Below are 26971 nucleotides of genomic sequence, written 5' to 3' on the forward strand. Positions count from 1 at the left end.
TTCACTCCAGGGTACGCCGCAGCGTGCGGGCGGTGAGGATGAGCCAGAAGGCGGCCAACAGCAGCAGGAACAGGCCGTTGACCAGCAGGATCGACAACACATTGCCCGCCTGATAGAGGGTCTGCAAGGCGCTGGCGAAGTAACGGGCCGGGATCAGGTGGGTGATGGCGCGTAGCAAAGGCGGCATGCTGGCTATCTCGAACACGAAACCCGAGAGCATCATGGCCGGCAGGAAGGCCGCCGTCAGCGCCGCCTGGGCGGCGTTGAACTGGCTGCGCATCAGGGTGGAGAGAAACAATCCGAGGCCGAGCGCACTGCCGAGAAACAGGCTGGAGAGCAAGAACAGGGCCAGCAGCGAGCCGCGCCACGGCACTCCCATCACCAGCACAGAGAAGAGCAGGCAGATGAACATGGCGATGATGCCGAGCCCGTAGTAAGGCAGGATCTTCGAGAGCAGCAGCTCGGCCTTGGTGATGGGGGTGGCCAGCAGCGCCTCCATGGTGCCGCGCTCCCACTCGCGGGCCACCACCAGCGAGGTGAGCAGGGCGCCTATGATGGTCATCACCACCGCGATCGAGCCCGGCACCAGAAAGTTGCGGCTCACCAGCGCCGGGTTGAACCAGGCGCGGGTCACCACCGCCACCGGCGCGGCGGCCACCCCCTCTTGCGCCAGCCAGCCCTGCCAGATCCCCTGCACATAGTTGCTGACGAAGTTGGCCGTGTTGGGCTCGGCGCCGTCGGTGAGCAGCACGATGGGCGCCGCGCTCCCCTGCCCCAGCGCGCGGGAAAAGTCTGCGTCAATCACCAGCAGCCCCCGGATCTCGCCATGCGCCAAGCGCTCCAGCAGCGCTTCTTTACTCGCGCCGCCACGCACCTCCAGCGCCGTCGAGCCGCGCAGGGCCTGCTCGAGGCGCACCGCCGGGGCGCCGCTGTCGGCACGCCAGACGCCGAGGCGCAGCTGATCCACGTCGAGGTTGATGGCGTACCCCATCACCACCAGCAGCAGCACCGGCATGATGAAGGCGACCAGTATGCTGCTCGGATCGCGCACGATTTGCAGCGACTCCTTGCGGCACAAGGCCAGCAGGCGGCGACGGTTGATGCTCATGGCTGCTCCTCGCTGGCCCGCTCGACCAGAGTGATGAAGGCCTCTTCCATGGTGGGCATGGCGCCGCTGCCGGCCGCCATCCCCTTCAGCTCGTCCGGGGTGCCGAGCGCCAGCAAGCGACCACGGTCGATGAGGGCGATGCGGTCGCAATACTCCGCCTCGTCCATGAAGTGGGTGGTGACCAGCACGCTCACCCCGCGATCGGCCAAGGCGTTGATATGGGCCCAAAACTCGCGCCGGGTCACCGGATCGACCCCCGAGGTGGGCTCGTCGAGAAACAGGATCGGCGGCTCGTGCAGCAGGGCGCAGGCGAGCGATAAGCGTTGGCGCAGTCCGAGCGGCAGGGAGTCGGCCTGTTGGCCGAGCCAGGGGCCGAGGGCGAACGCCGCCGTCATGGCCTCGATGCGCGCCTGCTGGCGCCGCCCGTAAAGGCCGTAAACGCCGGCAAAGAAGGCCAGGTTCTGCCCCACGCTGAGCTGCTTGTAGAGGGAGAACTTCTGCGCCATGTAACCAAGGCGCTGGCGCGCCGCCGAGGGGCTACGGGCCAGATCGATGCCGCTCACCAGCGCCTGCCCTTCGCTCGGGCGCAGCAGGCCGCACTCCATCTTGAAGGTGGTCGACTTGCCGGCCCCGTTGGGGCCGAGCAGGCCGAAGATCTCGCCGCGGCGCACCGCAAAGCTCACCGCTCGGGTGGCGGTGAAATCGCCAAAGCGCTTGGTCAGATGACGCGCCTCGATCACCGCCTCGGGCGACACCCCTGCGGGCAGCGCGGCCTCCTGCAACAGGGCCGCTAGGGGGGAGTCGCCGCCGGGGCCGCCGCCAAGCAGATCGATGAAGGCATCCTCCAGTCGAGCCTGCGTCGCCACGAAGGCCCCCTCGCCCAGCCCCAGCTCGGCCAGCGGAGGCGGCGACGCAGCGGGGCGCAGCAGCAGGCGCACCCGCTCGCCAGCCACGGCGCCGTCCATCACCTGCGGATGAGCCAGGGCCCGCCGCAGCAAGGCGCGCCGCGCCCGCCCGTCCAGCCCAGGCGACTCGAGCAGCCAGCAGCGCCCCGCCATGGCCCCCATCAACCGGGCTGGGGTGCCGCTGGCGCGTAGCTGCCCCTGTGCCATCAGCAGCACGTGATCGCACCGCTCGGCCTCGTCCAGATAGGCGGTGCTCCAAAGCACCGTCATCCCCCCCTGAGCCAGCTCGCGCACCATCTGCCACAGGGCGCGGCGGCTGATGGGGTCGACCCCGACCCCTGGCTCGTCGAGCAGCAGCACCTCGGGCTGGCCGAGCAGGGCGCAGGCCAGCCCGAGTTTTTGCTTCATCCCCCCGGAGAGCTTGCCGGCCGGGCGCGCGGTGAAGCGGGCCAGATCGGTGAAATCGAGCAGCCGGGCGAAGGTGCGCTCGCGCTCCGCCCCCACCACGCCGCGCAGATCGGCATAGAGGGTGAGGTTCTCCAGCACGCTGAGATCTTCATAGAGGCCGAACTGCTGGGGCATGTAACCAAGGCGCAGCCGCAGGGCGTCCCCTTCCTGCACCGGATCGAGGCCGAGCACCCGCACCGACCCGGCCTCCGGCACCAGCAGGCCGGCCAGCAGGCGCAGCAAGGTGCTCTTGCCCGCCCCGTCCGGCCCCACCAGCCCTGTGATGCCGCCTGCCGGGATCGCCGCCGAGATGGCATCGAGGGCCAGACGCTCGCCAAAGCGCTTGGTCAGCCCCTCGATGACGATGGCGCCGCTCATGGGGCCAGCCTGACCGTGACCGGCATCCCCTGACGCAGGGCCGAGTCCGGGTTTTGCACCACGATGCGCAGCCGGTAGACCAGGTGGGTGCGAAGATCCGGCGTCTCGACCGACTTAGGGGTGAACTCGGCGGTGGGGGACACAAACCCCACCACCCCCTGATAGGGGGTGGTGGGGCGCGAATCGGTGCTGAGCAGCACCTTAGCGCCGCTCGGGAAGTGGCCGAGCCAGGGCTCTTCGACATAGGCGCGTACCCAGACCGGCGCGGTGAGGGAGAGATTGAAGGCGCTGGCACCGGCCTGCACCATGCTGCCCGTCTCGATGGCGCGGGTGAGGATGACCCCCTCGCTCGGGGCGGTGAGGATGGCATCGGCGAGCGCCAGCTCGGCGCTGGCCAGCGCCGCCTTGGCCCCCTCGAGCTGGGCGTCGGACTGGGCTATCTCCTCGGGGCGAAAACCGGTCTCGAGCTGGCTCAACTGCTCGCGGGCCGAAACCACCTGGGCCTGAGTCTGATCGCGCAGGGAGCGGGCGGTGTCGAGTTGGCCGCGAGAGATGGCGCCGCTGGCGGCCAGTGCGCTCTGACGGCGCCACTGCCTATCGGCCTCAAGCGCTGCTGCCTCGGCGGCGACCAGTGCGGCGCGGGCGCGCGCCGTCTCCTCGCTGCGATAGCCCTGATGGGCCAAGGCATTGGCGGCAGTGAGGGCGGCCAGGTTGGCACGGGCGCTGTCGCGGCTATGGATGAGCGGCGCCGGATCGAGGCGGGCCAGCGGTTGGCCCGCCTTGACCGAATCCCCCTCGTCCACCAGCACCTCGCTGACCCGGCCGCCGACCCGAAACGCCAGATTCACGTCGCGGATATCGACGTTGCCATAGAGCACAGAGCCGTCGGCGGGCCGCCCCTGCCACCAGAGGTAAGCCCCGACCAGAGCCAGTAGCACGGCGGCGATGGCGATGCGTTGCTTCATAGGGGATCTCCTTGCGGACCCAGTCCGCGCAGTGCCCATGCCAGCCGCTGCATGGCGGCCTCGGGGTTATCGAGTTGGGCCAAGAAAGGGGCCGACTGCGCAGACAGCCAGTCAAGCTGGCGGCTACCGCCAGCAATCACCAGCGGCAGGCCGACCGCCCCCATGATGAAGATCATCAGTTGCAGCGGATGGCCGGCCACCAGCGACCCTTCGGCCTGGGCACGACGAATGAGATCGAGCAGCAGCAGGGGATGACGTTCTGGCAGTGCCAACAGAAAGCGCTGGGCAGCCGCCTCGCCGGCCATGGCATCGCCGAGCAGGTGGGTAACAAAGCCGCGCTGGCGCCCCACTAGGGTGATCAGCGCCTGCATGGTCGCCTCGAATGCCGCCAGGGCCGAGGGGTAGGCGCCGCGCGCCGCCACCGCCTTGAGATCCTCAAACAGCGGGACATACCAGAGCTCGACCAGCTCGCCGATGAAGGCATCGCGGTTGCCGAAGTGATAGACGAAGGTGCCGAGGTTAACCCCAGCGGCGGCCGCCAGCTCGCGTACCGTGAGGCCGCGCAGCCCCTTCTCGGTGGCGAGGGCGAGCCCGGTATCGAGCAGTTTCTGGCGGGTCGGGTGCATGCCGCCGTCTCCCTGTAAAGTGGTTCACGGCCTGATTATACGCTCGTATAAAAATACCAAGACGCGATCCACTCGATCTTTTTTCACTCTCCTCCCGGCGGCCGGATCAGAGCGGAATGGGGGGCTGTAAGTCGGGCCAGTCGGTGTGGCAGAGGCGCTCGGCCAGGTAGTCCACCAGCAGGCGCACCTTGGGGGAGAGGTGGCGGTTGTGGGGATAGAGGGCCCAGATCCCCTCCTCCGGTGCGCGCCACTCGGGCAGCAGCTCCACCAGCCGACCCGAGGCCAGATGGCCGGCCACGTAGTAGTCGGGCAATTGCACTATGCCGATCCCCTTGAGGGCGCCGTCGACCAGGGCGTGGCCGCTTGGGCAGCGCAACCGGCCGCGCACCCGCACCGTAGCGGGGGCGCCACCTCGGGTGAAGTGCCACTCGTCGCTGTTGCCCACCAGACAGGTGTGATGGGTCAGAGCGTCTGGGGTGGCCGGCGCGCCGCAGCGGGCCACGTAGTCCGGCGCAGCGCAGACGAACGGCAAGCGCGAGCCGAGGCGGCGCGCCATCAGGCTGGAGTCCTTGAGGTGGCCGAGGCGGATGGCCAGATCATACCCCTCCTGCACCAGATCGAGCAGTTGGTTGGTCAGGGTCAGGGTCACCTCGAGCTGGGGGTAGTGGGTCATGAAGTCGTTGACCAGTGGCGCGACCCGGCTCTCGCCGTAGGCGACCGGCGCGGTGAGGCGCAGGCTCCCTTGGGGCACCGACTGGTGGCGGCCGAGGGCCAGCTCGGCCTCGTGCAGCTGATCGAGCAACTGGCGGCAGTGGCGGTAGTAGATCTCGCCGAGCTCGGTCAGGCGCACCTGGCGGGTGGTGCGCAGCAGCAACTTGGCTTGCAGCCTGTCCTCCAGCCCCGCCACCTGACGGCTCACCTGCGCCACCGAGCACCCCAGTTTACGCGCCGCCGGGGTAAAGCCCCCCTGCTCGGCCACGCTGACGAATTCGCAGATCCCTTCCCAACCCAGCATTATTGCTCACATGTAAAAGTGATTTGATATTTACGGTGATTATCACCAAAAACGAGGGAAACTACACTCTAGCCCGAGCGCCAAACGCAAACCCACAGGAGGACGAGTTCATGGCACAGGTTCAGAGCATCAAGTGCAAGGCGGCCATCGCATGGGGGCCGGGTCAGCCCCTCTCCATCGAAGAGATCGAGGTCATGCCGCCCCAAGCGGGCGAGGTGCGCATCAAGCTGGTGGCGACCGGCGTCTGCCACACCGACGCCTTCACCCTCTCCGGTGACGATCCGGAAGGGGTCTTCCCCTGCATCCTCGGCCACGAGGGGGGCGGCATCGTCGAATCCGTCGGTGAGGGCGTCACCAGCGTCAAGGTGGGCGATCACGTGATCCCCCTCTACACCCCGGAGTGCCGCGAGTGCAAGTTCTGCAAATCTGGCAAGACCAACCTGTGCCAGAAGATCCGCGCCACCCAAGGCAAGGGGCTGATGCCGGACGGCACCACCCGCTTCTCCAAAGACGGCCAGCCCATCTACCACTACATGGGCACCTCGACCTTCAGTGAATACACGGTACTGCCCGAGATCGCCGTGGCCAAGGTCGACCCGACCGCTCCGCTCGAAGAGGTGTGCCTGCTCGGCTGCGGCGTCACCACCGGCATCGGCGCCGTGATGAACACCGCCAAGGTCAAAGAGGGTGAGAGCGTCGCCGTGTTCGGTCTCGGCGGCATCGGCCTCTCCGCCATCATAGGCGCGCGCCTCTCCAAGGCCGGCCGCATCATCGCCATCGACATCAATGAGAGCAAGTTCGAGCTGGCCCGCAAGCTCGGCGCCACCGACTGCATCAACCCGAACGATTACGACAAGCCCATCCAGGAGGTGATCGTCGAGATGACCGACGGCGGCGTCGACTTCTCGTTCGAGTGCATCGGCAACGTCAAGGTGATGCGTGCGGCGCTCGAGTGCTGCCACAAGGGCTGGGGCGAGTCGGTCATCATCGGCGTGGCCGGCGCCGGCCAAGAGATCAGCACCCGCCCGTTCCAACTGGTCACCGGCCGGGTGTGGCGCGGCAGCGCCTTTGGCGGGGTACGCGGTCGCAGCGAGCTGCCGAGCTATGTGCAGCGCTACATGCAAGGGGAGTTCAAGCTGGACGACTTCATCACCCACACCATGCCCCTTGAGCAGATCAACGAGGCGTTCGAGCTGATGCACCAAGGCAAGAGCATCCGCTCCGTCATCCACTACTGATGTGACCACGGCGCCCCGCACGGGGCGCCTGTTGTTGGAGGACTCCATGACCCTGGAAATGGTCAGCAGCAACAAGAGCTTCGGCGGCTGGCATCGCCAGTACCGCCACCACAGCGAGACCCTGGGCTGCCCCATGCGCCTCGCCGTCTTCCTGCCGCCCCAGGCCGAGCAAGGCCCGGTGCCGGCGCTTTACTGGCTCTCTGGCCTCACCTGCACCGATGAAAACTTCATGCAGAAGGCCGGCGCCCAGCGCGTCGCCGCCGAACTCGGCATCGCCCTCATCGCCCCGGACACCAGCCCGCGCGGTGAAGGGGTGGCCGACGATCCGGCCTACGACCTCGGCATGGGGGCAGGTTTCTACCTCAACGCCACCCAGACCCCCTGGGCGGCCCACTACCGCATGTACGACTACGTCACCCGCGAGCTGCCGACCCTGCTCGAGGCCACCCTGCCAGTGAGCGGCCAGCGCGCCATCAGCGGCCACTCCATGGGCGGCCACGGGGCGCTCATCGCCGCCTTGCGCGAGCCGGGGCGCTACCGCTCGGTGTCGGCGTTTAGCCCCATCAGCCACCCCATGGACTGCCCTTGGGGGCAGAAGGCCTTCACCGCCTACCTAGGGACGGAGCAAGATCGCTGGCGCGAGTGGGATTCGGTGCAACTGCTGCGCGAGCGCGGCGCCCCCACCCTGCCGTGCCGGGTCGAGGTGGGACTCGATGATCCTTTCCTTGCCGAGCAGCTCGGCATCGACACCCTGGCCGAGGCCGCCCGCGCCGCCGGCTGGCCGGTACAAATAGAGCGCCATGCCGGGTACGACCACAGCTACTACTTCGTGGCGAGCTTCATCGAGGCGCACCTGCGCTTTCACGCCCGCCATCTGGGGGCCTCACCCCAGGCGTGACGCCGCACCATCCCCCTTGGGCCGCCAGGAGAGGCGGCCCTGATGACTCAAGGAACAGGAGACCAACATGCCCCTCTTCACCACCCTGCTGGCCATGCCTGACCGATTCGAGCAGCTACTGGCCCAGGTACCTGACGATCACCTGAACTGGGAGCCGGACAACTGGGCCGGCATCCCCTCCGAGCGCTTCTCGGCGCTGGGCCACCTCTGCCACCTGCTGGATATCGAAACCCAAGGCTATCAGGTGCGCGTTATGCGCACCCTGACGGAGACGCTGCCCGAGCTGGCGTCCCTCGATGGCTATCAGTTGGCCCACGACAATCACTACCCCCAGCAAAACCCCGCCGTGCAGTTGGCCCGCTTTCGCGCCGCCCGCAGCGAGACGGTCGAGCGGCTTCAGGCGCTGCCCGCCTCGGCCTGGGCGCGACGGGCCCGTTACGGCAACTATGGGGAGATCACCCTAGATGGGCTGGTGCGCCTGCTGGTCAGCCATGACCATCAGCACCTCGCCGGGATGCAGTGGCTGCTGATGCGGCTCAATGCCGATCGGGGACTGGGGCTACCCCTGCGCTAAAGCGGGCCATGCCGATCCCGTGACGCGGCGTGGGCGCAGCCGGCGCCATGGCCGCGCTGTCCCGCCAGAGGTCAAGGTTGGACGCAGGGCGCGCCAAGAGAGGAGTGCCAAGCCGCCTTTGGCGGCAACCGCGCCCCGTCTCCATGGCGCGTTTCTTGGCATCGGGAGGCCAAGGCCGTATAGTGCTGGGCGTTTATCACTCAGGTCCCCCATTATGTTCCAAGACAATCCGCTGCTGGCCCAGCTCAAGCAACAAATCCGCGAGAATATCCCCAAGAAAGAGGGCGTGATCCGCGCCTCCGACCGGGGCTTCGGATTCCTCGAAGTCGATGAGAAGACCAGCTACTTCGTGCCGCCCCCCTACATGAAGAAAGTGCTGCACGGTGACCGCGTGGTCGCCCTGATCCGCACCGAAAAGGAGAAGGAGGTCGCCGAGCCGGATGAACTGCTGGAACCGGGGCTGACCCGTTTTGTGGCGCGCGTGAAGATGTTCCGCGATCGCCTCAACGTGGTGCCGGATCACCCGCTCATCAAGGACGCCATCAAGGCTCGTCCGAAGAAGGGGCTGGATGAGAAAGCGTTCCAGGAAGGGGACTGGGTGGTCGCCACCCTCAAGCGTCATGCCCTCAATGACAACGGCTTCTTCGCCGAGATCATCGAGAAGATCGCCGATAAGGACGATCACAACGTGCCCTGGTGGGTGGTGCTGGCGCGCCACAACCTGGCCCAGATCGAGCCGGCCGATCTGCCCGAGTGGCAGGATCTGGAAACCGATCTGCCGCGCCAGGATCTCACCGACGTCGCCTTCTTCACCATCGACGGCCCCAAGACCAAGGACATGGACGACGCCCTCGCCATCCGCGAAACCGAGCAGGGCTGGGAGCTGCTGGTGGCCATCGCCGACCCGACCGCCTATGTGCCGGAGGGGAGCGAGCTGGACAAGGAGGCCGCCCAGCGCGCCTTCACCGTCTACATGCCGGGGCGCAACGTGCCGATGATCCCGCGCACCCTCTCCGACGAGCTGTGCTCCCTGAAGGAAGGCGAAGTGCGCGACACCCTGTGTGCCCGCCTCACCATCCACAAAGATGGCCTGCTGGACGAACAGACCGAGTTCTTCGCCGCCCGCATCCGCTCCCACGCCCGCCTCAACTATGACGACGTCTCCGATCTGTTCGAGCACGACAAGCCGCTCGACGTGGACGCCGCCGTGCTGGCCCAACTGCCGCTGATGAAGGCCATGACCGAGGCGCGCATCAACTGGCGCACCGAGCACGCCCTGGTGTTCCCGGACCGACCCGACTACGACTTCGAGCTGGGCGAGAACGGCGAGGTGCTGGCCATCCACATGTCGCCGCGCCGCATCGCCAACCGCATGGTGGAAGAGTCGATGATCGCCGCCAACATCTGCGCCGGTCGCGTGCTGGGCAAGAGCGTCGGCTACGGCATCTTCAACGTCCACACCGGCTTCGATGAGGACTCCCTCGACGGCGCCATCGAGCTGCTCAAGGGGGCCGAGGCCCCGTTCGAGAAAGAAGAGATCGCCACCCTTGGGGGCTTCTGCGCCCTGCGCCGCTGGATCGACGACCTCGACACCCGCTGGCTGGATGGCAAGATCCGCCGCTTCCAGAGCTATGCCCTGATGTCGTCCGAGCCGGGGGCCCACTTCGGCCTGGGGCTGGATGCCTACGCCACCTGGACCTCGCCGATCCGCAAGTACGGCGACATGGTCAACCACCGCCTGCTCAAGGCCGTGATCACCGGCCAGCAGCCGGGGCCGCGTCCGAGCGAGGAACTGACCCAGCACCTGACCGACTGCCGCCGCCTGCACCGCATGGTGGAGCGCGACATCGCCGACTGGCTCTATGCCCGCTTCCTGGCTCCTGTGGTGGCAACCGACAAGGTGTTTGAGGGCGAGATCATCGACGTGATGCGAGCTGGCCTCAAGGTGCGCCTGCGCGAGAACGGCGCCGTCGCCTTCGTGCCCGCCAAGCTGATCCTCGACAACAAGGATCGCCTGGAGTGCAACTGGGACAGCGGCCGCGTCTTCCTCGACAAGGAGCCGATCATGGAGCTGGGCCAGACCCTCGCCGTGAAGCTGGCCGAGGTGGTGGAGGAGACCCGCTCCATCGTCGCCAAGCCCGCCGTGGCCATCGTCCCCGGCCCGCTGCCCGAAGCGCCGGCCGCCGACACCCCGGCTGCCGAGTAATGCCCCACAGAGCCCGGCCAACGCCGGGCTCTGTGTTGCTACCCCTTAGGCAAAGAGCCGGCGCCATCACTCGCGGGCGAGCAGAGGGGGCGTGCCCGTGGGCGCCGAGCCACGGCAACTGGCCCGCTGGCTGATCGACGCCATCGAGGGGCAGGCGCTGCGCGACACGCTCGGCATGGGGGTGGCGATCTCGACGCCCTGCTCACTCATCTGCTGGGGGAAATCCGATGACAACGCGGCTCGAGGGTCTGGATCTGGCGCGGGCGCTGGCCCTGTGCGCCATGGTGCTGGTCAACGTCCACCTCGCCATGGGGGCGCCCCAGGGCCAGCCCGGCTGGCTCGCCGCCCTGTTCAGTGCGCTGGAAGGGCGCTCGGCCGCCACCTTCGTGATGCTGGCCGGGATTGGCCTCGGGCTCGGCACCCGCCGCATGATCTGGGGTGAGGCGGCGGCCCACACGGCGCGGCGTGGCCTGTTCCTGCTGGGGCTTGGGCTGCTCAACGTGCTGCTGTTTCCGGCCGACATACTCCACTACTACGGGGTCTACTTCCTGCTCGCCGCCCTCTGCCTGCGCCTGCCTTCCTCCTTGCTGGTGATGCTGGCGATGGGGCTGGCCGACCTCTTCGTCACCCTGATCTTCCTGTTCGACTATCAGGCCGGCTGGCGCTGGGCGGATCTCAGCTACCCCGAGTTCTGGCAACCGGTGGGCTTTGCACGCAACCTGCTGTTCAACGGCTGGTACCCCGTGGTGCCTTGGTTCGCCTTCCTGCTGGCCGGCCTGTGGCTGAGCCGCCAGCCCCTCGGCGAGCGCCGCACTCAGTGGCGCATGGTGTTGGGGGGCTCGCTGGCCGCCCTGCTGGCCAAGGGAAGCTCGCAGACGCTCTCTGCCCTGTTTCCAGCCTGGGCCTCCTTGTTTGCGCTGGCCCCCCTGCCGCCCTTACCGCTCTACCTGCTGTTCGCCGGTGGCGCCGCCTGCGCCCTCATCGGCTTGTGCCTGCTGCTGATGGGAAGCGCCTGGCGCCCGCCAGCTCTGGCCCTACTGCTGCCGATGGGGCGACAGAGCCTCACCCTCTACATGGCCCACATCCTGCTCGGCATGGGCGCGCTGGAGGCGCTCGGCGGGTTACAGGGAAAAGCGCCGTGGCAGGGGCTGCTGGCCGCCCTCCTCTATCTGCTGGCAGCCGCCCTGTTTGCCAGACAATGGGAACGTCGCTTCGGTCGCGGCCCGCTTGAGTGGCTGATGCGTCGCCTGTGCGATCGCCGCACCGCGTCTCCCCTCCCGCACAGGCGCGAGGATTGATGCAGCGCAATATGCTGCCTTAATTATCAGTAACTGGGACAATCATCCTGTTAAAAGCCGTAGTTATGCAGTAGAAATGGATAACGACCGCTTTTATTGACACAAGCTGCTACGCAAAACGGTCGCCATTCGTGACAGCCCCCGTTCGCGCCACTCCCCCGCCGCCCCCGTGGTGGTTTTCTCGGCCCGATGCGGGTAAAATTCACGCCCTTAAATCAAGTCATTTTCGACGCATAGCATTGGTGGTCAGTTATGAAAGAGCATATTCATCATCTACTTGAACAGACGGTTGCCAACCTCAAATCCGCCGGTCTGCTGCCGGCCGACCTGGAAGCCCGCATTCAAGTCGATCGATGCAAGGAGAAGGCTCACGGCGATCTGGCCACCAACTTGGCGATGCTGCTGGCCAAGCCGGCCGGCAAGAATCCCCGTGAGCTGGCTGCCGCCATCATCGAGCACCTGCCCGCCTCCAGCCAGGTTGCCAAGGTCGAGATCGCCGGCCCCGGCTTCATCAACTTCTTCTTCGACAAGGCCTGGCTGGCTGCCCAAGTGGATGCCATCAACGCCTCCGCCACTGCCAGTGTGAAGATGCCGGCGCCGCAGACCGTGGTGGTCGACTACTCCGCGCCGAACGTGGCCAAGGAGATGGCGGTGCACCACATCCGCTCGACTGTGCTCGGTGACGTGGCAACCCGCGCCCTCGAGTTCCTCGGCCACAAGGTGATCCGCGCCAACCACATCGGCGACTGGGGCACCCAGTTCGGCATGCTGATCGCCTATCTGGAGAAGATGGAGAACGAGAGCGCCTCCGACATGGAGTTGCAGGATCTGGAAGCCTTCTACACCCAGGCCAAGCGCTGCTACGACGAGGACGCCGAGTTCGCCGAGCGGGCCCGTGGTTATGTGGTCAAGCTGCAAGGGGGCGATGAGTACTGCCGCACCATGTGGAAGAAGCTGGTCGACATGACCATGGAGCAGAACCAGCGCAACTACGACCGCCTCAATGTCTCCCTGACCAACAAGGACATCATGGGCGAGTCCATGTACAACGACATGCTGCCCGCCATTGCCGACGATCTGAAGGCACGCGGACTGGCGGTCGAGGACGACGGCGCCCTGGTGGTCTATCTCGACGAGTTCAAGAACAAGGATGGCGAGCCCATGGGCGTCATCATCCAAAAGCGCGACGGCGGCTTCCTCTATACCACCACCGACATCGCCTGTGCCAAGTACCGCTACGAGACCCTCAAGGCCGAGCGCGTCATGTACTTCATCGACTCCCGCCAGCACCAGCACCTGATGCAGGCCTGGACCATAGTGCGCAACGCCGGCTATGTCCCCGAGTCCGTGCCCCTTGAGCACCACGCCTTCGGCATGATGCTGGGCAAGGATGGCCGTCCCTACAAGACCCGCTCCGGCGGCACCGTCAAGCTCAAGGATCTGCTGAACGAAGCCGAGGAGCGCGCCGGCGCCCTGCTCGACAGCCGCAACAGCGACATCCAGGGCGAAGAGCGTGCCAAGGTGATCAACGCCATCGCCATGGGGGCGGTGAAGTATGCGGATCTCTCCAAGAACCGCACCACCGACTATGTGTTCGACTGGGATCTGATGCTGTCGTTTGAGGGCAACACCGCCCCCTACCTGCAATACGCCTACACCCGGATCCAGTCCATCTTCCGCAAGGCCGAGGTCGATGCCGCCACCCTCAGTGGCCACATCGTCCTGACCGAAGAGGCCGAAGAGGTGCTGGCGCAGAAGCTGCTCCAGTTCAGCGATGCGGTCAACGGCGTGGCCGACAAGGGGATGCCGCACCTGCTGTGTACCTACCTGTACGAGCTGTCCGGCAACTTCATGACCTTCTACGAAGCCTGCCCGATCAACAAGGACGGCGTCGACGAAGCCAGCCGCCAGAGCCGTCTGCTGCTGTGCGCCGCCACCGCCAAGGTGCTCAAGCTGGGTCTCGATGTGCTGGGTATCCACACCCTGGAGCGCATGTAACCTATGGCGACACGGGATTATGTCGGCAGCGGCCCGCGCAGGCGGGCCGGTGGGCGTAACAGCAAGCGGGCGGCCCCCAAGCGCGGCTTCCCGCTGATCCCGGTTCTGGCAGCCGCCGTGCTGCTGGCCGGCTTCGGTGGCTTCCTCTACATGATCAGCGGCAAAGGCAGCTCCAGCCCCTCCATCGAGGAGCAGGTGCGCGCCAACAAGCCCAAGCCCGAAAAGCCGGGGCTGCCGCAGGAGAAGTGGAGCTACATGGAGCGGCTGGAGAACAAGCAGGTCGACATCATCGAGCCGCCACCCCAGCCGGGCGTACTGCCGCCCCAGCCGGCCGAGACCGTGACCCTGCAACCCGAGCGGCTGCCCAAGCCGGTCGAGACCCAGGTGCCGCAACCGGGTACCCCGCTGACCCAGCCCGGCCAGACGGTGCGTCCGGTCGAGCCGGCCAAGCCCACGGTCAAGCTGGGCACCGCCGCACCGGTGAGCGAGGCGCAGGTGCAGGTGATCGATCGCAAGGCCGAGCGTGAGCGTCTCGAGCGCGAGATGCGGGCCGAGCTGGAGCGCGAGAAGGCCGAAAAAGCCAAGGCTGCCGCGTCCAGCGCCGACAGCGGACGCTACATCATGCAGTGTGCGGCGCTGCGCTCGCAGGACTCTGCCGAGTCGCTCAAGGCGCGCATCGCCTTCACCGCCGGCCTCTCGTCGAGCTTGCAGATCGTCAACGGCGCCAATGGCACCGTCTACAAGGTGGTGGTCGGCCCGTTCAACGGCAAGGCGGCCGCCGACGCGGCCAACAAGCAGTTGCAGGCCTCCGGCATCAGCGGCTGCATCCCGCGCAAACAGTAATCCCGTGACCAACGCCGGCGCTGCCGGCGTTTTTTTTTGCCTTGAAAAGGCTGCCACCCGTCCCCACTTCTGTCTCCATGCACAGTCGACCCCGCAGCTCCGGGGTTATGGCCCCAAGCGAGGTACAACAAGTGACCACCATAGTTTCAGTTCGCCGCAACGGTCAGGTCGTCATCGGTGGCGATGGCCAAGTTTCCCTTGGCAACACCGTCATGAAGGGCAATGCCCGCAAGGTTCACCGCCTCTACAACGGCAAGGTGTTGGCCGGGTTTGCTGGCGGCACCGCCGACGCCTTCACCCTGCTCGAGCGTTTCGAAGCCAAGCTGCAAGCCCATCAGGGCAACCTGGAGCGCGCCGCCGTGGCGCTGGCCAAGGAGTGGCGCACCGACCGCGCCCTGCGCCGCCTCGAGGCGCTGCTGGCGGTCGCCGACGAACATAAGTCCTTCATCATCACCGGTAACGGTGACGTGGTGCAGCCGGAGCACGACCTGATCGCCATTGGCTCGGGAGGCAACTTTGCCCAGTCCGCCGCCATCGCCCTGCTCGAGAACACCGAGCTCGATGCCAAGAGCATCGTCGAGAAGGCGCTCAAGATCGCCGGCGACATCTGCGTCTTCACCAACCAGCACCACACCATCGAAGTGCTGGACTACGAGCCGAAATAAGCGCTCCCCTCTTCTGCGGGGCGGCCACGCCGCCCCCGACACAGGAACCCCATCATGTCCGAGATGACCCCGAGAGAAATCGTCCACGAACTGGACAGACACATCATCGGCCAGGCCGACGCCAAGCGTGCCGTGGCCGTGGCGCTGCGCAACCGCTGGCGCCGCATGCAGCTCGATGAGGCGATGCGCCACGAGGTGACCCCGAAAAACATCCTGATGATAGGCCCGACCGGCGTGGGCAAGACCGAGATCGCCCGCCGTCTGGCCAAGCTGGCCAATGCCCCCTTCATCAAGGTTGAAGCCACCAAGTTCACCGAGGTGGGCTATGTGGGCAAGGAGGTGGACAGCATCATCCGCGATCTGACCGACGCCGCCATCAAGCTGGTGCGCGAGAGCGAGGTCGAGAAGATGAAGTTCCGCGCCGAGGAGGCCGCCGAGGAGCGCGTCCTCGACGCCCTGCTGCCCAACCCGCGCAACAGCTGGGGCGAGGAGGAGAAGGCCGACAACTCCAACACCCGTCAGATCTTCCGCAAGAAGCTGCGCGAAGGGCAGCTCGATGACAAGGAGATCGAGCTGGATCTGGCCGCCTCCCCGATGGGGGTCGAGATCATGACCCCGCCGGGCATGGAAGAGATGGCCAACCAGTTGCAGGGGCTGTTCCAGAACTTGGGCCAGGGGCAGAAGAAGAAGCGCAAGCTCAAGGTCAAGGAGGCCCTCAAGGCCCTGACCGAGGAGGAGGCCGCCAAGCTGGTCAACCCCGAGGAGCTCAAGCAGAAGGCCATCGAAGTGGTCGAGAACAACGGCATCGTCTTCATCGACGAGATCGACAAGATCTGCAAGCGTGGTGAGGTCTCCGGCCCCGACGTCTCCCGCGAGGGGGTGCAGCGCGACCTGCTGCCGCTCATCGAAGGGTGCACCGTCAACACCAAGCACGGCATGGTCAAGACCGACCACATCCTGTTCATCGCCTCCGGCGCCTTCCAGGTGGCCCGTCCGTCCGATCTCATCCCCGAGCTGCAAGGTCGTCTGCCGATCCGTGTTGAACTCGGCGCCCTCAGCACCGAGGACTTCGAGCGCATCCTGACCGAGCCGAACGCCTCCCTGACCGATCAGTACCAGGCGCTGATGGCCACCGAAGGGGTCACCATCACCTTCACCGCCGACGGCATCCGCCGGCTGGCCGAAGCGGCCTGGCAGGTCAACGAGCGCACCGAGAACATCGGCGCCCGCCGCCTGCACACCGTAATGGAGCGGCTGATGGAGGAGATCTCCTATGACGCCTCCGAGAAGTCGGGCCAGACCTTCACCATCGACGCCGCCTACGTCAACGCTCACCTCGGCACTCTGATCGAGGACGAGGATCTGAGCCGTTTCATCCTCTAAGCGCCCGCGACGCCGGCACAAAACGCCTCCCTTTGCGGAGGCGTTTTTTTATGGCCGCACGGCACGCAGGAATAGGCCACTGGTATACCTATTTAGGTATATCATTGAATTTTATAAAATTACCCCTGACGAGATATATAAATGGACACTTGATTTGCATCAATCGTGACCAGTGCGCCACTCGGTAGCCTTGCCCCAACTGTGATGTTTTATTACTCCAACTTGAGGCAACCATGAGCAAAATCAGACTGGTCGTCGTGGGCAACGGCATGGTGGGGCACCGCTTCATCGAAGAGCTGATCGAACGTGGCGGCGGCGACCGCTTCGAGATCACCGTCTTCGGTGCAGAGCCCCGTCCCGCCTATGATCGCGTCCACCTCTCCTCCTATTTCTCCCACCATACAAGCGAAGATCTCTCCCTGGTCAAACCGGGTTTCTACGAGAAGCACGGCATCCGTCTGTTGCTTGGCGAAGCGGTGAAAAAAATCGACAGGGAGCGGCGCGAGATCCACTCCAACAAGGAGAGCGTCGTCCCCTACGACCAACTGGTGTTGGCCACCGGCTCCTACCCCTGGGTGCCGCCCATCCAGGGCAGCCAGCACCACGAGTGCTTCGTCTACCGCACCATCGAGGATCTCAAGGCGATCCGTGATGCGGCCAAAGAGGGCAAGAGCGGCGTGGTGATCGGCGGCGGCCTGCTTGGCCTTGAAGCCGCCGGCGCCCTCAAGGCGCTCGGTCTCGAGACCCATGTGGTGGAGTTCGCCCCCGTATTGATGGCCGAGCAGCTCGACGGCCAGGGCGGCCAGCTACTGCGCCGCAAGATTGAATCCATGGGCGTGCAGGTGCACACCAGCAAGAACACCCGCGAGATCCTGATGCACGGCGGCAAGGAGGCCAAACACCGCCTCGCCTTTGCCGACGGCACCCAGCTCGAGGTGGACGTGGTGGTCTTCTCTACCGGTATCCGCCCGCAAGATACCCTGGGCCGCTACGGGGATCTGGCGGTGGCCGAGCGCGGCGGCATCATCATCGATGACCACTGCCGCACCTCCGACCCCGACATCTACGCCATCGGCGAGTGTGCCTCCTGGCAGGGCCGCTTCTTCGGTCTGGTGGCCCCCGGCTACAAGATGGCTCAGGTAGCGGTCGATCAACTGCTCGGTGGCGACAACCAGTTTGCCGGCGCCGACATGAGCGCCAAGCTCAAGCTGCTCGGCGTCTCGGTCGGCTCCATCGGTGATGCCCATGGCCGCACTCCGGGCAGCCACAGCTATGTGTTTCAGGATGACCAAGCTGGCGTCTACAAAAAGATCGTGGTGAGCGAAGACAACCGCCACCTGCTCGGCGCCGTGCTGGTGGGGGATGTGGACGATTACGGCAACCTGTTGCAGATGATGCTCAATGCCCTGCCGCTGCCGGAACACCCGGACGCGCTGATCTTACCTTCCTACGCCGGTGCCAAGCCGACTCTGGGGGTCGACGCCCTGCCCGAAAGCGCCCAGATCTGCTCCTGCTTCGACGTCTCCAAGGGCGACATCGCCAAGGCCGTGGCCGACGGTCACACCACCCTGGCCGCCATCAAGCAGCACACTGGCGCCGGCACCGGCTGCGGCGGCTGCGTGCCGCTCATCAGCCAGGTGCTCAACGCCGAGCTGGCCAAGCAGGGCATCGAGGTGAACCACCACCTGTGCGAGCACTTCCCCCATTCGCGCCAGGAGCTGCTGCATCTGGTGAAAGTCGAGGGGATCAAGAGCTTTGACGAGCTGATCGCCAAGCATGGCAAGGGGCACGGCTGCGAGGTGTGCAAGCCGACGGTCGGCTCCATTCTCGCCTCTTGCTGGAACGAATACGTACTGAGCCCGCTGCACACCCCGTTGCAAGACACCAACGACATCTTCCTTGGCAACATGCAAAAGGACGGCACCTACTCGGTGATCCCGCGCATGGCCGGTGGCGAGGTGACCCCACAAGCGCTGCTGGCGCTGGCCGAGGTGGCCCGCGACTTCAAGCTCTATACCAAGGTGACCGGCGCCCAGCGTATCGGCCTGTTTGGCGCCCACAAGGGGGATCTCCCCGCCATCTGGACTCGTCTGCTGGAAGCCGGCTTCGAGACCGGTCAGGCCTATGCCAAGGCGCTGCGCATGGTCAAGACCTGTGTCGGCAGTACCTGGTGCCGCTTCGGCGTGCAGGACAGCGTCGGCCTCGGGGTCTACCTCGAGAACCGCTACAAGGGTATCCGCACCCCGCACAAGATGAAGTTCGGTGTCTCCGGCTGCACCCGCGAGTGTGCCGAGGCCCAGGGCAAGGACATCGGCATCATCGCCACCGACGCCGGCTGGAACCTCTATCTGGGCGGTAACGGCGGCATGAAGCCGCGCCACGCCGAGCTGCTGGCTGCCGATCTCGACCGGGAAACCCTGCTCAAGTACATCGACCGCTTCATGATGTTCTATGTGCGCAGCGCTGACAAACTCGAGCGCACCGCCACCTGGATCGGCAACCTGGAGGGGGGCATCGACTACCTGCGCGAGGTGATCATCGACGACAAGCTGGGCCTGGCCGAGCAGCTCGAAGCCGACATGCAGCAGCTCATCGACAGCTACGAATGCGAGTGGTCGCGCACCCTCTCCGATACAGAGGCCTTGAAGCGCTTCGCCCACTTCATCAACAGCGATCGCCGCGACCCCGAGGTGCAGTTCATCAATGAGCGCGACCAGCACCGACCGGCCACCCCGGCCGAGCGCATCCCCGTTTACCAGATCGACATGGAGGCCTGAGCATGCACCTTGCCTGTCAACTCGACGACATCCTGCCGGGTACCGGCGTCTGCGCCCTGATCGAAGGGCGCCAGGTGGCCATTTTCCGGCCAACCGCAGAGGAGCAACTGTTTGCCATCGGCAACCAGGATCCCTTCTATCAGGCCAACGTGCTGTCGCGCGGCCTCATCGGCGAGCACGAGGGGGAGTTCTGGGTCGCCAGCCCCCTCAAGAAGCAGCGCTTTCGCCTGTGCGATGGCCTCTGCCTCGACAACCCCGCCGTCTCGGTGCCCAGCTACCCGGTAGCCCTGCGCGGCCGTGAAGTATGGATCGGCCTCTGATTCCCACACAGTGGGCTGCCCTCGGGCAGCCCTGTTAAGGACGCAAACAATGTACACCGACACCATCAACAAGTGCGCCGCCAACGCGGCCCGCATCAACCGCTTCGAGCGCAGCGACAAGCTCGGCTTCTGGCTCAGCTCTGCCATGGCTGGCGCCTATGTAGGCCTTGGTATCATCCTCATCTTCACCCTCGGCAACCTGGTTGACCCCAGCGTGCGCCCGCTGGTGATGGGGGCCACCTTCGGCATCGCCCTGACCTTAGTTGTCATCGCCGGCTCCGAGCTGTTTACCGGCCACACCATGTTCCTCACCTTCGGGGTGAAAGCGGGCAAGATTGCCATGAGCGACCTGCTGCGCATCCTGCCGCAGACCTGGGCCGGCAACCTGCTCGGCTCCATCTTCGTCGCGCTGATCTACTCCTACGGCGGCAGCCTGCTGCCGGACGCGGGCAGCCTGGCCCACAAGGTAGCGCTGGCCAAGACCCAGGCGCCGGCCCTGACCCTGTTTATGAAGGGCGTGCTGTGCAACTGGCTGGTCTGCCTCGCCATCTGGATGGCGCTGCGCACCGAAGGCGCGGCCAAGTTCATCGCCATCTGGTGGTGCCTGCTGGCCTTCATCGCTTCCGGTTACGAGCACTCGGTCGCCAACATGACCCTGTTCGCCCTCTCCTGGTTCGGCAACCACTCAGAGGCCTACACCCTGGGCGGCATCGGTTACAACCTGCTGTGGGTGACGCTCGGCAACACCGTCTCCGGCGCCCTCTTCATGGGCCTCGGCTACTGGTATGCCACGCCGAAGGCGGAGCGCCCGGTCGCGGTGAGCAACGCCGTCACCACCGCCAGCCAGACCCACACCGCCTGATCCGGAGGCCCCATGGACTACTTGCCCCTCTTTTGCCGACTCGATAACAAACCCGTGCTGCTGGTCGGCGGCGGCGAGGTGGCCGAGCGCAAGGCGCGCCTGCTGCTGGATGCCGGTGCCCAGCTCACCGTAGTCGCGCCCGAGCTCGACCCCGAGCTGGCAAAGCTCGCGGCCGACGGCGCCATCGAGTGGCTGGCCGGTGAATTTGTGCCGGCGCACCTGACGGGCAAGTGGTTGGTGGTGGCCGCTACCGACAGGCGCGAGGTGAATGCACTGGTCTACCAAAGCGCCAACCGGGCGCGGATCTTTGCCAACGTGGTGGATGACCCGAAACGCTCCAGCTTCATCATGCCGTCGATCATCGACCGCTCGCCCCTGATGGTGGCCATCTCCTCCGGCGGCAAGGCCCCGGTGCTGGCCCGTCTGCTGCGGGAAAAACTCGAAGCCCTGCAGCCGCAACATCTGGGGGCCGTGGCGACCTTCGCCGGCAGCCTGCGCGCTAGGGTCAAGGCCCGCTTTGCCACCATGGGCGAGCGGCGCCGCTTCTGGGAGCGGCTGCTCGGGGCGGATCGGCTCGGTCAGGCGCTGGCGCGGGGGGATAGCGCCTCTGCCCACCAACTGGCCGACAACCTGTTTGCCGACGAAAGCCAGAGCGCTGGCGAGGTGGTGCTGGTAGGGGCCGGCCCCGGTGATCCGGGCCTGCTCACCTTGCACGCCCTGCGCCAGATGCAGCAGGCGGACGTGGTGGTCTATGACCGGCTGGTCTCGGACGAGGTGATGGCGCTGGTGCGCCGGGACGCCAAACGCATCTTCGTCGGCAAGCAGGCGGGCAACCACTGCGTGCCGCAGGAGGGGATCAACCAGCTCTTGCTGGACGAGGCAAAGAAGGGGCAACGGGTGGTGCGCCTCAAGGGGGGCGACCCCTTCATCTTCGGCCGTGGTGGCGAGGAGCTAGAAACGCTGGTCGGTAGCGGCATCGGCTTTCAGGTGGTGCCGGGGATCACGGCGGCCAGCGGCTGCGCGGCGTATGCCGGCATTCCCCTGACCCACCGGGATCACGCCCAGAGCGTGCGCTTTGTCACCGCCCACGGCAAAGGGGGCGCCCAGGATCTCGACTGGCCGCTGCTGGCCAAAGATCGGCAGACCCTGGTGTTCTATATGGGGCTTTCCTCTTGCTCCACTATCCGCGAGCAGCTGCTAGCCCACGGCAAGGGGGGCAACACCCCGGCGGCCCTCATCGAGCGCGGCACCCAGCCCAGCCAGCGGGTCATTCGCGGCACCCTCGATGAGCTGCCCGCGCTGGCGCAAGGCGTCGAGAGTCCGGCCCTCATCATGGTGGGCTCGGTGGTGACCCTGGCCGACCAGCTCGCCTGGTTTGGCACCGCCCCCACCCCGCTGCAAGCCCGCGCCTGATCCCTCACTGCGCCTCATTGAGGCGCTTTTTTCTCTTGCCACCTCAATCGCTGACCGAGCACCGACATACGACCGGCATCGACTCGTTCACGTGCGGACTGTCATAACATGGGCGCGTCGGTCTGGTATCCTATGGCCCATCTTCAGAGTCCAGTCGCATTCAGGAACACCTCTTCTATGTCTCTCACCATCCGCAACGGCGCCAAGCAACGCGAGCAGGATCGCTATCGCATCCTGACCATGCTGCTGGCCGACGACGATCTCACCGACAGCCTGCGCGACGTCGATGCGCCGCTCGATGCGGTGCTACGCGAGCGGGCCAGCGAGATTGCCACCCTGGTCAACCGCCTGCCGGCGGCCGACATCGCCGATGCGGTGGAGTCACTGCCCCCCGATGAGCGCCACGCCCTGTGGGCGCTGGTTGACCCGGACAAGCGGGGGCGGGTGCTGGTCGAGGCCTCCGAGACGGTGTGGGAGAGCCTCATCAGCGACATGAGCGACAAGGAGCTGTTGCAGGCGCTGGCAACCCTCGACATCGACGATCAGATCTATCTGGGCCAGTCGCTGCCGCGCAACCTGATGGGACGCCTGCTCACCACCATGGCACCATCGGATCGGGAGCGGGTGCGCGAGGTGATCCGCTACGGCAAGCACTCGGTCGGCGCCATGATGGACTTCGATCTGGTGACGGTGCGCCCCGATGTCTCGCTCGGCACGGTGCAGCGCTACCTGCGCCGACGCGGCAACATGCCGGCCAACACCGACAAGCTGTTTGTCACCGATCGCCGCAACCGCCTGCTCGGTGAGCTGACGCTGGCCACCATACTGCTGCACCAGCCACACACCCGGGTCGATCTGGTGATGGAGCACAATCCGGTCACCTTCGATCCAGAAGAGAACGACGAGGCAGCCGCCCGCACCTTCGAGCGGGACAACCTGCTGTCCGCCGCCGTGGTGGATGCCAAGGGCAAGCTGATGGGCCGCCTCACGGTCGAAGAGGTGGTCGACCTGGTCTATGAAGAGAGCGACACCGATCTGCGCCGCATGGGCGGCCTGAGCGAAGAAGAGGATGTCTATGCTCCGGTGGGGCAGGCGGTGCGCCGCCGCTGGGCCTGGCTGGCCATCAACCTGTGCACGGCGTTTGTCGCCTCGCGGGTGATCGGGATGTTTGAGAACACCATCTCGCAACTGGTGGCGCTGGCGGCCCTGATGCCGATCGTCGCCGGCATCGGCGGCAACACTGGCAACCAGACCATCACCATGATAGTGCGCGCCCTGGCGTTGCAGCAGATCCAAAGCGGCAGCCTCTCCTTCCTGCTACTGCGCGAGCTGGGGGTGGCCTTCATCAATGGCCTTATCTGGGGGGGGATCATGGGGCTGGTCACCTTCCTGCTCTATCAGGATCTGGCGCTCGGCGCCGTGATGACCCTGGCCATGATGCTCAACCTGCTGGTGGCGGCGCTGATGGGGGTCATCATCCCCATGACCATGAACCGCCTAGGCCGCGATCCGGCCCTCGGCTCCAGCGTGATGATCACCGCCATCACCGACACCGGCGGCTTTTTCATCTTCCTGGGGCTGGCCACAGTGTTTTTGCTGTAGCAAGCGAGGGGCTTAATCGCCATCATGGTGACCCAGCCCGCCTTATCGCGGTCAGGCCAAAACGTAAGTGAATTTACGATGTTTTACATTACCTTGACGCACAGGGGTGCACTCAAGATAATCCTGCGTTCAATCATGAAGCAATGGGCGGTTTATGCTGGATGTCAGTGTCCTGATTTGTACTTATAACCGGGAAGCGATGCTGGTTGATACCATCCGTGATGTGCTCAATCAGACCTACCCCTCTTTTGAGGTGATCGTGGTCGATCAGACCGCCTCCCATCAGCCGGAAACACAGGCCTATTTGGCATCGGTACAAGATCGCATCAAGTTGTTTCACCAAGCTCCCAGTCTCACCAAGGCCAGAAACCGGGCCCTGCGCGAGGCAGCAGGCCGCATTCTGATCTTTATCGATGACGATGTCCGCCTCTCGACCCACTTCATCCAAGAACACGTCAATGCCCATCAGGCCGGCTATACCGTGGTGCAGGGGCGCGTCGTGGTCAGCAAGGATGCCGATAAGCGTCCGGCCCAAACACCGCCATTCATGAACGGGATGATCAAGGTCACAGGGCGCAACGACTGCCAACACAAGGGGGCGACCAATACGTTGACCGGATGCAACTTCAGCATCGAACAGGGGGTCGTCGAGCGGGTAGGCTATTTCGACGAATATTTTCAGCAGTTAGCTATCAGGGAAGACGCAGATTATGGCCTGCGCTGCTATCGGGCCGGCGAGAAGATGATCTTCTGGCCCCAGGCCGAGCTAGAACACCTGCGCAGTGACAGCGGTGGCGTCGACACCGGCATCTCCAATCACTTTTTTGCCGAGAGCTACTACCGCAACGAGCTCTATTTTGCCCACAAGCACTTCTCCCGCTTCGTGGTCTGGCTCTACCAGTGGCGCCTAAAACGGCGCTTCAGCAAAAACCTGAAACGCTTGCAACGCAGCCTCCACCCTTGACCCAAACAACCACCGGCCGATTGGCCGGTGGTTGTTTTACTCATTGGCGCGCATTCTCTGGAAATGAGCGCCGCCATGCCAGCGACACCAAACCCGCCATGATCAGGTTGAAGGCCAGCCCACCGGTCCAGAAGGAGAAATAGGACTCGAAGTTGTTCACGATCAAAAAGTAGAAGACGAAGCAAAACCCAAACAGGCAGACGTCGAGCGGCATGTCGCCGCGCCGCCAGGCGGCCCAGCAGCCCCAGAGGGTCGCCACCACCATCCCCAGCAGCCACAGCGAACCCGCCAGACCATAGCTCAGCTGGATCTCGATAAAGTAGTTGTGCAGGTGGCCAAAATCTCGCTTCACCCAGGCCGGCAGCGTGGGGGACTGCTCGATAACCCAGCTGCGCGCCTCACGGCCCCAGCCAAACAAGGGACGCTCCTTGATCTTCTCCCACGCCACCAGCCAGGTATTTACCCGGACACCGACGCTGGTATAGGGGATCCGATCCAGTTTCCCCTCCCACACCATTTCGATGACATTCGCCTCTGCCCCGCTACGCCCTATGGTCTGAGACTTGAAATAGTGCAGGATGGTACCGATCAGTGCACCCCCTAACGCCAGCACCAACAGCACCTTCTTCCAGTGGGGGCGCTGCATCAGCCCCCACAGAACCACCCCGAGGATGGCGGCAGCCCCGACGGCCAAAAAGACGGCCCGGGTCTGGGTCACCACTATACCCAGCACCGCCACCGCCAGCACCGCCAGCAGCAGTGGCAATCGCCACAGCCATTGCCGCCGCGCCGAGAGCCAGCGCCCGGCAAAGCAGACACACCCCAGCAGTAGGATGCCGAAGAACATGGCCGTGTGCTGGGCGTTACGGATCCCGAAATCGACCCGCATCCCCTTCAGCCCGCGTTGCCACTCGGGTAGCTGCACCAGCACCACGGCGAGCAGCCCGAGGGCGGCGCAGCCCCACAGCCAGAACACCCTGCGCTCACGCCCCTCCAGCAAGGTGGCGCCCAGGAGAAACAGATAGAGCTTCAGCAGCCGATCCAGACCGGGATTCCCCTCGGCGGTGGGCAGTGAAGTGAAGTGGCCAATCCCCCAGGGGATGCACTGCACCAGCAATGCCAGCAGCAGCAACTTGATATAGATGCTGCCGAGCAGCTCACGCCGCCAGCCAAACAGCAAGATGGCTCCGGCCAGCACATAACCTATCTCCACCCCCTTGCCGAGGCCGGGCAATGCCAGCCGGCTCAGGGCGTAGAAAAAGAGGCAGGCCAGACCGCCATAACGCAGGACAGCTTCGACCTGAGCCCTACGGTCGGAGGGCCAGTGGCTCTTGAAAATATCGAATAACAGCATAGTCACAACTCAGAAAGGATAAGGATCGCATGGATCGAGATAACAGCGCTCCAGGCGCATAAGATGGGCCGCCAAACCAAACTCCTGCTCGGCGCGCAAGCGAGCCTGCGTCTGTAACGACGCCGCCAGCTCAGGATCATCGAGCACCCGCATGATCTGCTGTGCCAGGGCCGCCGGGTCAAAGACGTTGGCCAACAAACCGGCCTCCCCCAGAACCTCGGGGATGGCCCCGCTGTCGGCTCCGACGATGGGTTTACCCGCCGCCATCGCCTCGATCACCGTGAGGCCGAACGCCTCGTTGTGGGAGGGGATCACCACCACATCCATCGCCTGGAGTAGGCGCCGGGTATCGCGCCGAAAACCGGTCAGGTGCACCCGTTCGGCCAACTGATGCTCATCAATGAACCCCTGCAACTCGGCCACAAAGGGTTCATTGGCCCCTTCCGTGGCCAGCTTGCCTCCCACCAGCAGCAGTTGCGCCGTGGGATAACGCGCAAGCAGCAGGATGAAGGCCTTCAGCAGCTCCCCTTGCCCCTTGGCCCGGCTGAAACGCCCCACCATACCGATGAGGGGCCCATCCGGCAGGCCCAGCTCGCGCCGAATCGCGGCGGCTGGCTCGCTGCAACCTTGCAGCTCGGTACCCAGCCAAAGCCGTCGGAACCGCTCCGCCGGCAATGGCAGGGCGATCCGGTTGCGCCGCAGCGTCTCATCGCTGATGGAGAGCACCAGATCGACCTTGCCGTAGATCCAGCGGTGCAACCAGTCCCGCTTCGGCCGGCGCACTCCCATGTGCTCGGTGAAGATAAGCCGCAGCGGATGCCACGACTTGAGCAGGGCCGCCAGCAGCAGATCGCCGGACTTGTGGCAGTGCACCACCCCGATCTCCCGCTGCCGCAGCCAGCGCAACAACACGGGCAGGCGCAGCAATGCCTCGGCCCGGGAGCCCACCTCCAGCACCTCGATGCCCGCCTCACGCATGCCGGCGGCCACCTGGCTACCACGCAGCGCCAAGCCGAACACCCGCCAACCGCGGCCAAGCATCCCTTTTCCGGTGCGGATTGGGTACATCTCCAGCCCCCCCCATCCCTGGGAGAGGCAGATGTGCAGCAGAGCGGGAGGGGTCATCGCTGCC

23 protein-coding genes are annotated in these 26971 nt (G+C 65.4%); 15 read left to right on the top strand and 8 right to left on the bottom strand.

Annotation, left to right across the window (positions count from 1 at the left end; genetic code table 11):
- Nucleotide 1 precedes the first annotated feature (1 nt).
- The 5 genes from FE240_RS16570 to FE240_RS16590 form a co-directional block, all read right to left on the bottom strand.
- Complete coding sequence (locus tag FE240_RS16570; protein ID WP_193002519.1) at nucleotides 2-1108, bottom strand: ABC transporter permease; 1107 nt, start codon at nucleotides 1106-1108, stop codon at nucleotides 2-4.
- A complete protein-coding gene (locus tag FE240_RS16575; protein WP_193002522.1) occupies nucleotides 1105-2838 on the bottom strand; it encodes an ATP-binding cassette domain-containing protein in 1734 nt (577 codons plus the stop codon). Before FE240_RS16575 ends, FE240_RS16570 begins: the two co-directional genes overlap by 4 nt.
- Nucleotides 2835-3803: a secretion protein HlyD gene (gene hlyD, locus FE240_RS16580; protein ID WP_193002524.1), complete on the bottom strand. Its 969-nt coding sequence runs from the start codon at nucleotides 3801-3803 to the stop codon at nucleotides 2835-2837. The genes FE240_RS16575 and hlyD overlap by 4 nt, the downstream gene beginning before the upstream one ends.
- Complete coding sequence (locus FE240_RS16585; RefSeq protein ID WP_193002526.1) at nucleotides 3800-4429, bottom strand: TetR/AcrR family transcriptional regulator; 630 nt, start codon at nucleotides 4427-4429, stop codon at nucleotides 3800-3802. Before FE240_RS16585 ends, hlyD begins: the two co-directional genes overlap by 4 nt.
- A gap of 106 nt (nucleotides 4430-4535) precedes the next feature.
- A complete protein-coding gene (locus FE240_RS16590) occupies nucleotides 4536-5444 on the bottom strand; it encodes a LysR substrate-binding domain-containing protein (RefSeq protein ID WP_193002528.1) in 909 nt (302 codons plus the stop codon).
- A gap of 110 nt (nucleotides 5445-5554) precedes the next feature.
- On the opposite strand from FE240_RS16590, the gene FE240_RS16595 reads away from it, so the two are divergent.
- The 4 genes from FE240_RS16595 to FE240_RS16610 all read left to right on the top strand — a co-directional run bounded on the left by FE240_RS16595 (nucleotide 5555) and on the right by FE240_RS16610 (nucleotide 10360).
- Nucleotides 5555-6682: an S-(hydroxymethyl)glutathione dehydrogenase/class III alcohol dehydrogenase gene (locus FE240_RS16595; RefSeq protein WP_193002530.1), complete on the top strand. Its 1128-nt coding sequence runs from the start codon at nucleotides 5555-5557 to the stop codon at nucleotides 6680-6682.
- A gap of 46 nt (nucleotides 6683-6728) precedes the next feature.
- A complete protein-coding gene (gene fghA, locus FE240_RS16600; protein ID WP_193002532.1) occupies nucleotides 6729-7580 on the top strand; it encodes an S-formylglutathione hydrolase in 852 nt (283 codons plus the stop codon).
- A 67-nt stretch (nucleotides 7581-7647) separates the two neighbouring features.
- On the top strand, nucleotides 7648-8154 hold the full coding sequence (locus tag FE240_RS16605; protein WP_193002534.1) for a DinB family protein: 507 nt from the start codon (nucleotides 7648-7650) through the stop codon (nucleotides 8152-8154).
- A 214-nt stretch (nucleotides 8155-8368) separates the two neighbouring features.
- Entirely contained in the window at nucleotides 8369-10360 is a 1992-nt protein-coding gene (locus tag FE240_RS16610) for an exoribonuclease II (RefSeq protein ID WP_193002536.1), read from the top strand.
- 66 nt (nucleotides 10361-10426) lie between these two features.
- Here the strand turns inward: FE240_RS16610 and FE240_RS16615 are convergent, their stop codons facing one another.
- Complete coding sequence (locus FE240_RS16615; protein ID WP_193002538.1) at nucleotides 10427-10594, bottom strand: hypothetical protein; 168 nt, start codon at nucleotides 10592-10594, stop codon at nucleotides 10427-10429.
- Between FE240_RS16615 and FE240_RS16620 the strand changes: the two genes are divergently transcribed.
- The 11 genes from FE240_RS16620 (at nucleotide 10588) to FE240_RS16670 (ending at nucleotide 24485) form a co-directional block, all read left to right on the top strand.
- Nucleotides 10588-11658: a heparan-alpha-glucosaminide N-acetyltransferase domain-containing protein gene (locus FE240_RS16620; protein WP_193002540.1), complete on the top strand. Its 1071-nt coding sequence runs from the start codon at nucleotides 10588-10590 to the stop codon at nucleotides 11656-11658. The genes FE240_RS16615 and FE240_RS16620 overlap by 7 nt on opposite strands.
- A gap of 252 nt (nucleotides 11659-11910) precedes the next feature.
- Complete coding sequence (argS, locus tag FE240_RS16625) at nucleotides 11911-13656, top strand: arginine--tRNA ligase (RefSeq protein ID WP_193002542.1); 1746 nt, start codon at nucleotides 11911-11913, stop codon at nucleotides 13654-13656.
- Between the two features lie 3 nt (nucleotides 13657-13659).
- Entirely contained in the window at nucleotides 13660-14499 is an 840-nt protein-coding gene (locus FE240_RS16630; protein WP_193002544.1) for an SPOR domain-containing protein, read from the top strand.
- A 131-nt stretch (nucleotides 14500-14630) separates the two neighbouring features.
- Nucleotides 14631-15164, top strand: coding sequence for an ATP-dependent protease subunit HslV (gene hslV, locus FE240_RS16635; protein WP_042048054.1), 534 nt, complete (start codon nucleotides 14631-14633; stop codon nucleotides 15162-15164).
- Between the two features lie 54 nt (nucleotides 15165-15218).
- On the top strand, nucleotides 15219-16547 hold the full coding sequence (gene hslU / locus FE240_RS16640) for an HslU--HslV peptidase ATPase subunit (protein WP_193002546.1): 1329 nt from the start codon (nucleotides 15219-15221) through the stop codon (nucleotides 16545-16547).
- A gap of 233 nt (nucleotides 16548-16780) precedes the next feature.
- Complete coding sequence (gene nirB / locus FE240_RS16645) at nucleotides 16781-19324, top strand: nitrite reductase large subunit NirB (RefSeq protein ID WP_193002548.1); 2544 nt, start codon at nucleotides 16781-16783, stop codon at nucleotides 19322-19324.
- Nucleotides 19325-19326: 2 nt separating this feature from the next.
- On the top strand, nucleotides 19327-19644 hold the full coding sequence (gene nirD / locus FE240_RS16650) for a nitrite reductase small subunit NirD (protein WP_193002550.1): 318 nt from the start codon (nucleotides 19327-19329) through the stop codon (nucleotides 19642-19644).
- A 49-nt stretch (nucleotides 19645-19693) separates the two neighbouring features.
- Entirely contained in the window at nucleotides 19694-20506 is an 813-nt protein-coding gene (gene nirC, locus FE240_RS16655; protein WP_193002552.1) for a nitrite transporter NirC, read from the top strand.
- Nucleotides 20507-20518: 12 nt separating this feature from the next.
- A complete protein-coding gene (gene cysG, locus FE240_RS16660) occupies nucleotides 20519-21919 on the top strand; it encodes a siroheme synthase CysG (RefSeq protein ID WP_193002554.1) in 1401 nt (466 codons plus the stop codon).
- A gap of 177 nt (nucleotides 21920-22096) precedes the next feature.
- Nucleotides 22097-23521: a magnesium transporter gene (gene mgtE / locus FE240_RS16665; protein WP_193002556.1), complete on the top strand. Its 1425-nt coding sequence runs from the start codon at nucleotides 22097-22099 to the stop codon at nucleotides 23519-23521.
- A gap of 199 nt (nucleotides 23522-23720) precedes the next feature.
- On the top strand, nucleotides 23721-24485 hold the full coding sequence (locus tag FE240_RS16670) for a glycosyltransferase family 2 protein (protein WP_193002559.1): 765 nt from the start codon (nucleotides 23721-23723) through the stop codon (nucleotides 24483-24485).
- Nucleotides 24486-24525: 40 nt separating this feature from the next.
- Here FE240_RS16670 and FE240_RS16675 read toward each other — a convergent pair whose 3' ends face one another.
- The gene (locus FE240_RS16675) at nucleotides 24526-25839 is read right to left on the bottom strand and encodes an O-antigen ligase family protein (protein WP_193002561.1); all 1314 of its coding nucleotides are present in this window, start codon (nucleotides 25837-25839) and stop codon (nucleotides 24526-24528) included.
- Nucleotides 25840-25848: 9 nt separating this feature from the next.
- The gene (locus FE240_RS16680) at nucleotides 25849-26964 is read right to left on the bottom strand and encodes a glycosyltransferase family 4 protein (protein ID WP_226798881.1); all 1116 of its coding nucleotides are present in this window, start codon (nucleotides 26962-26964) and stop codon (nucleotides 25849-25851) included.
- Nucleotides 26965-26971: the final 7 nt, after the last annotated feature.

This window comes from Aeromonas simiae, from assembly GCF_014892695.1.
Lineage (GTDB): Bacteria > Pseudomonadota > Gammaproteobacteria > Enterobacterales > Aeromonadaceae > Aeromonas > Aeromonas simiae.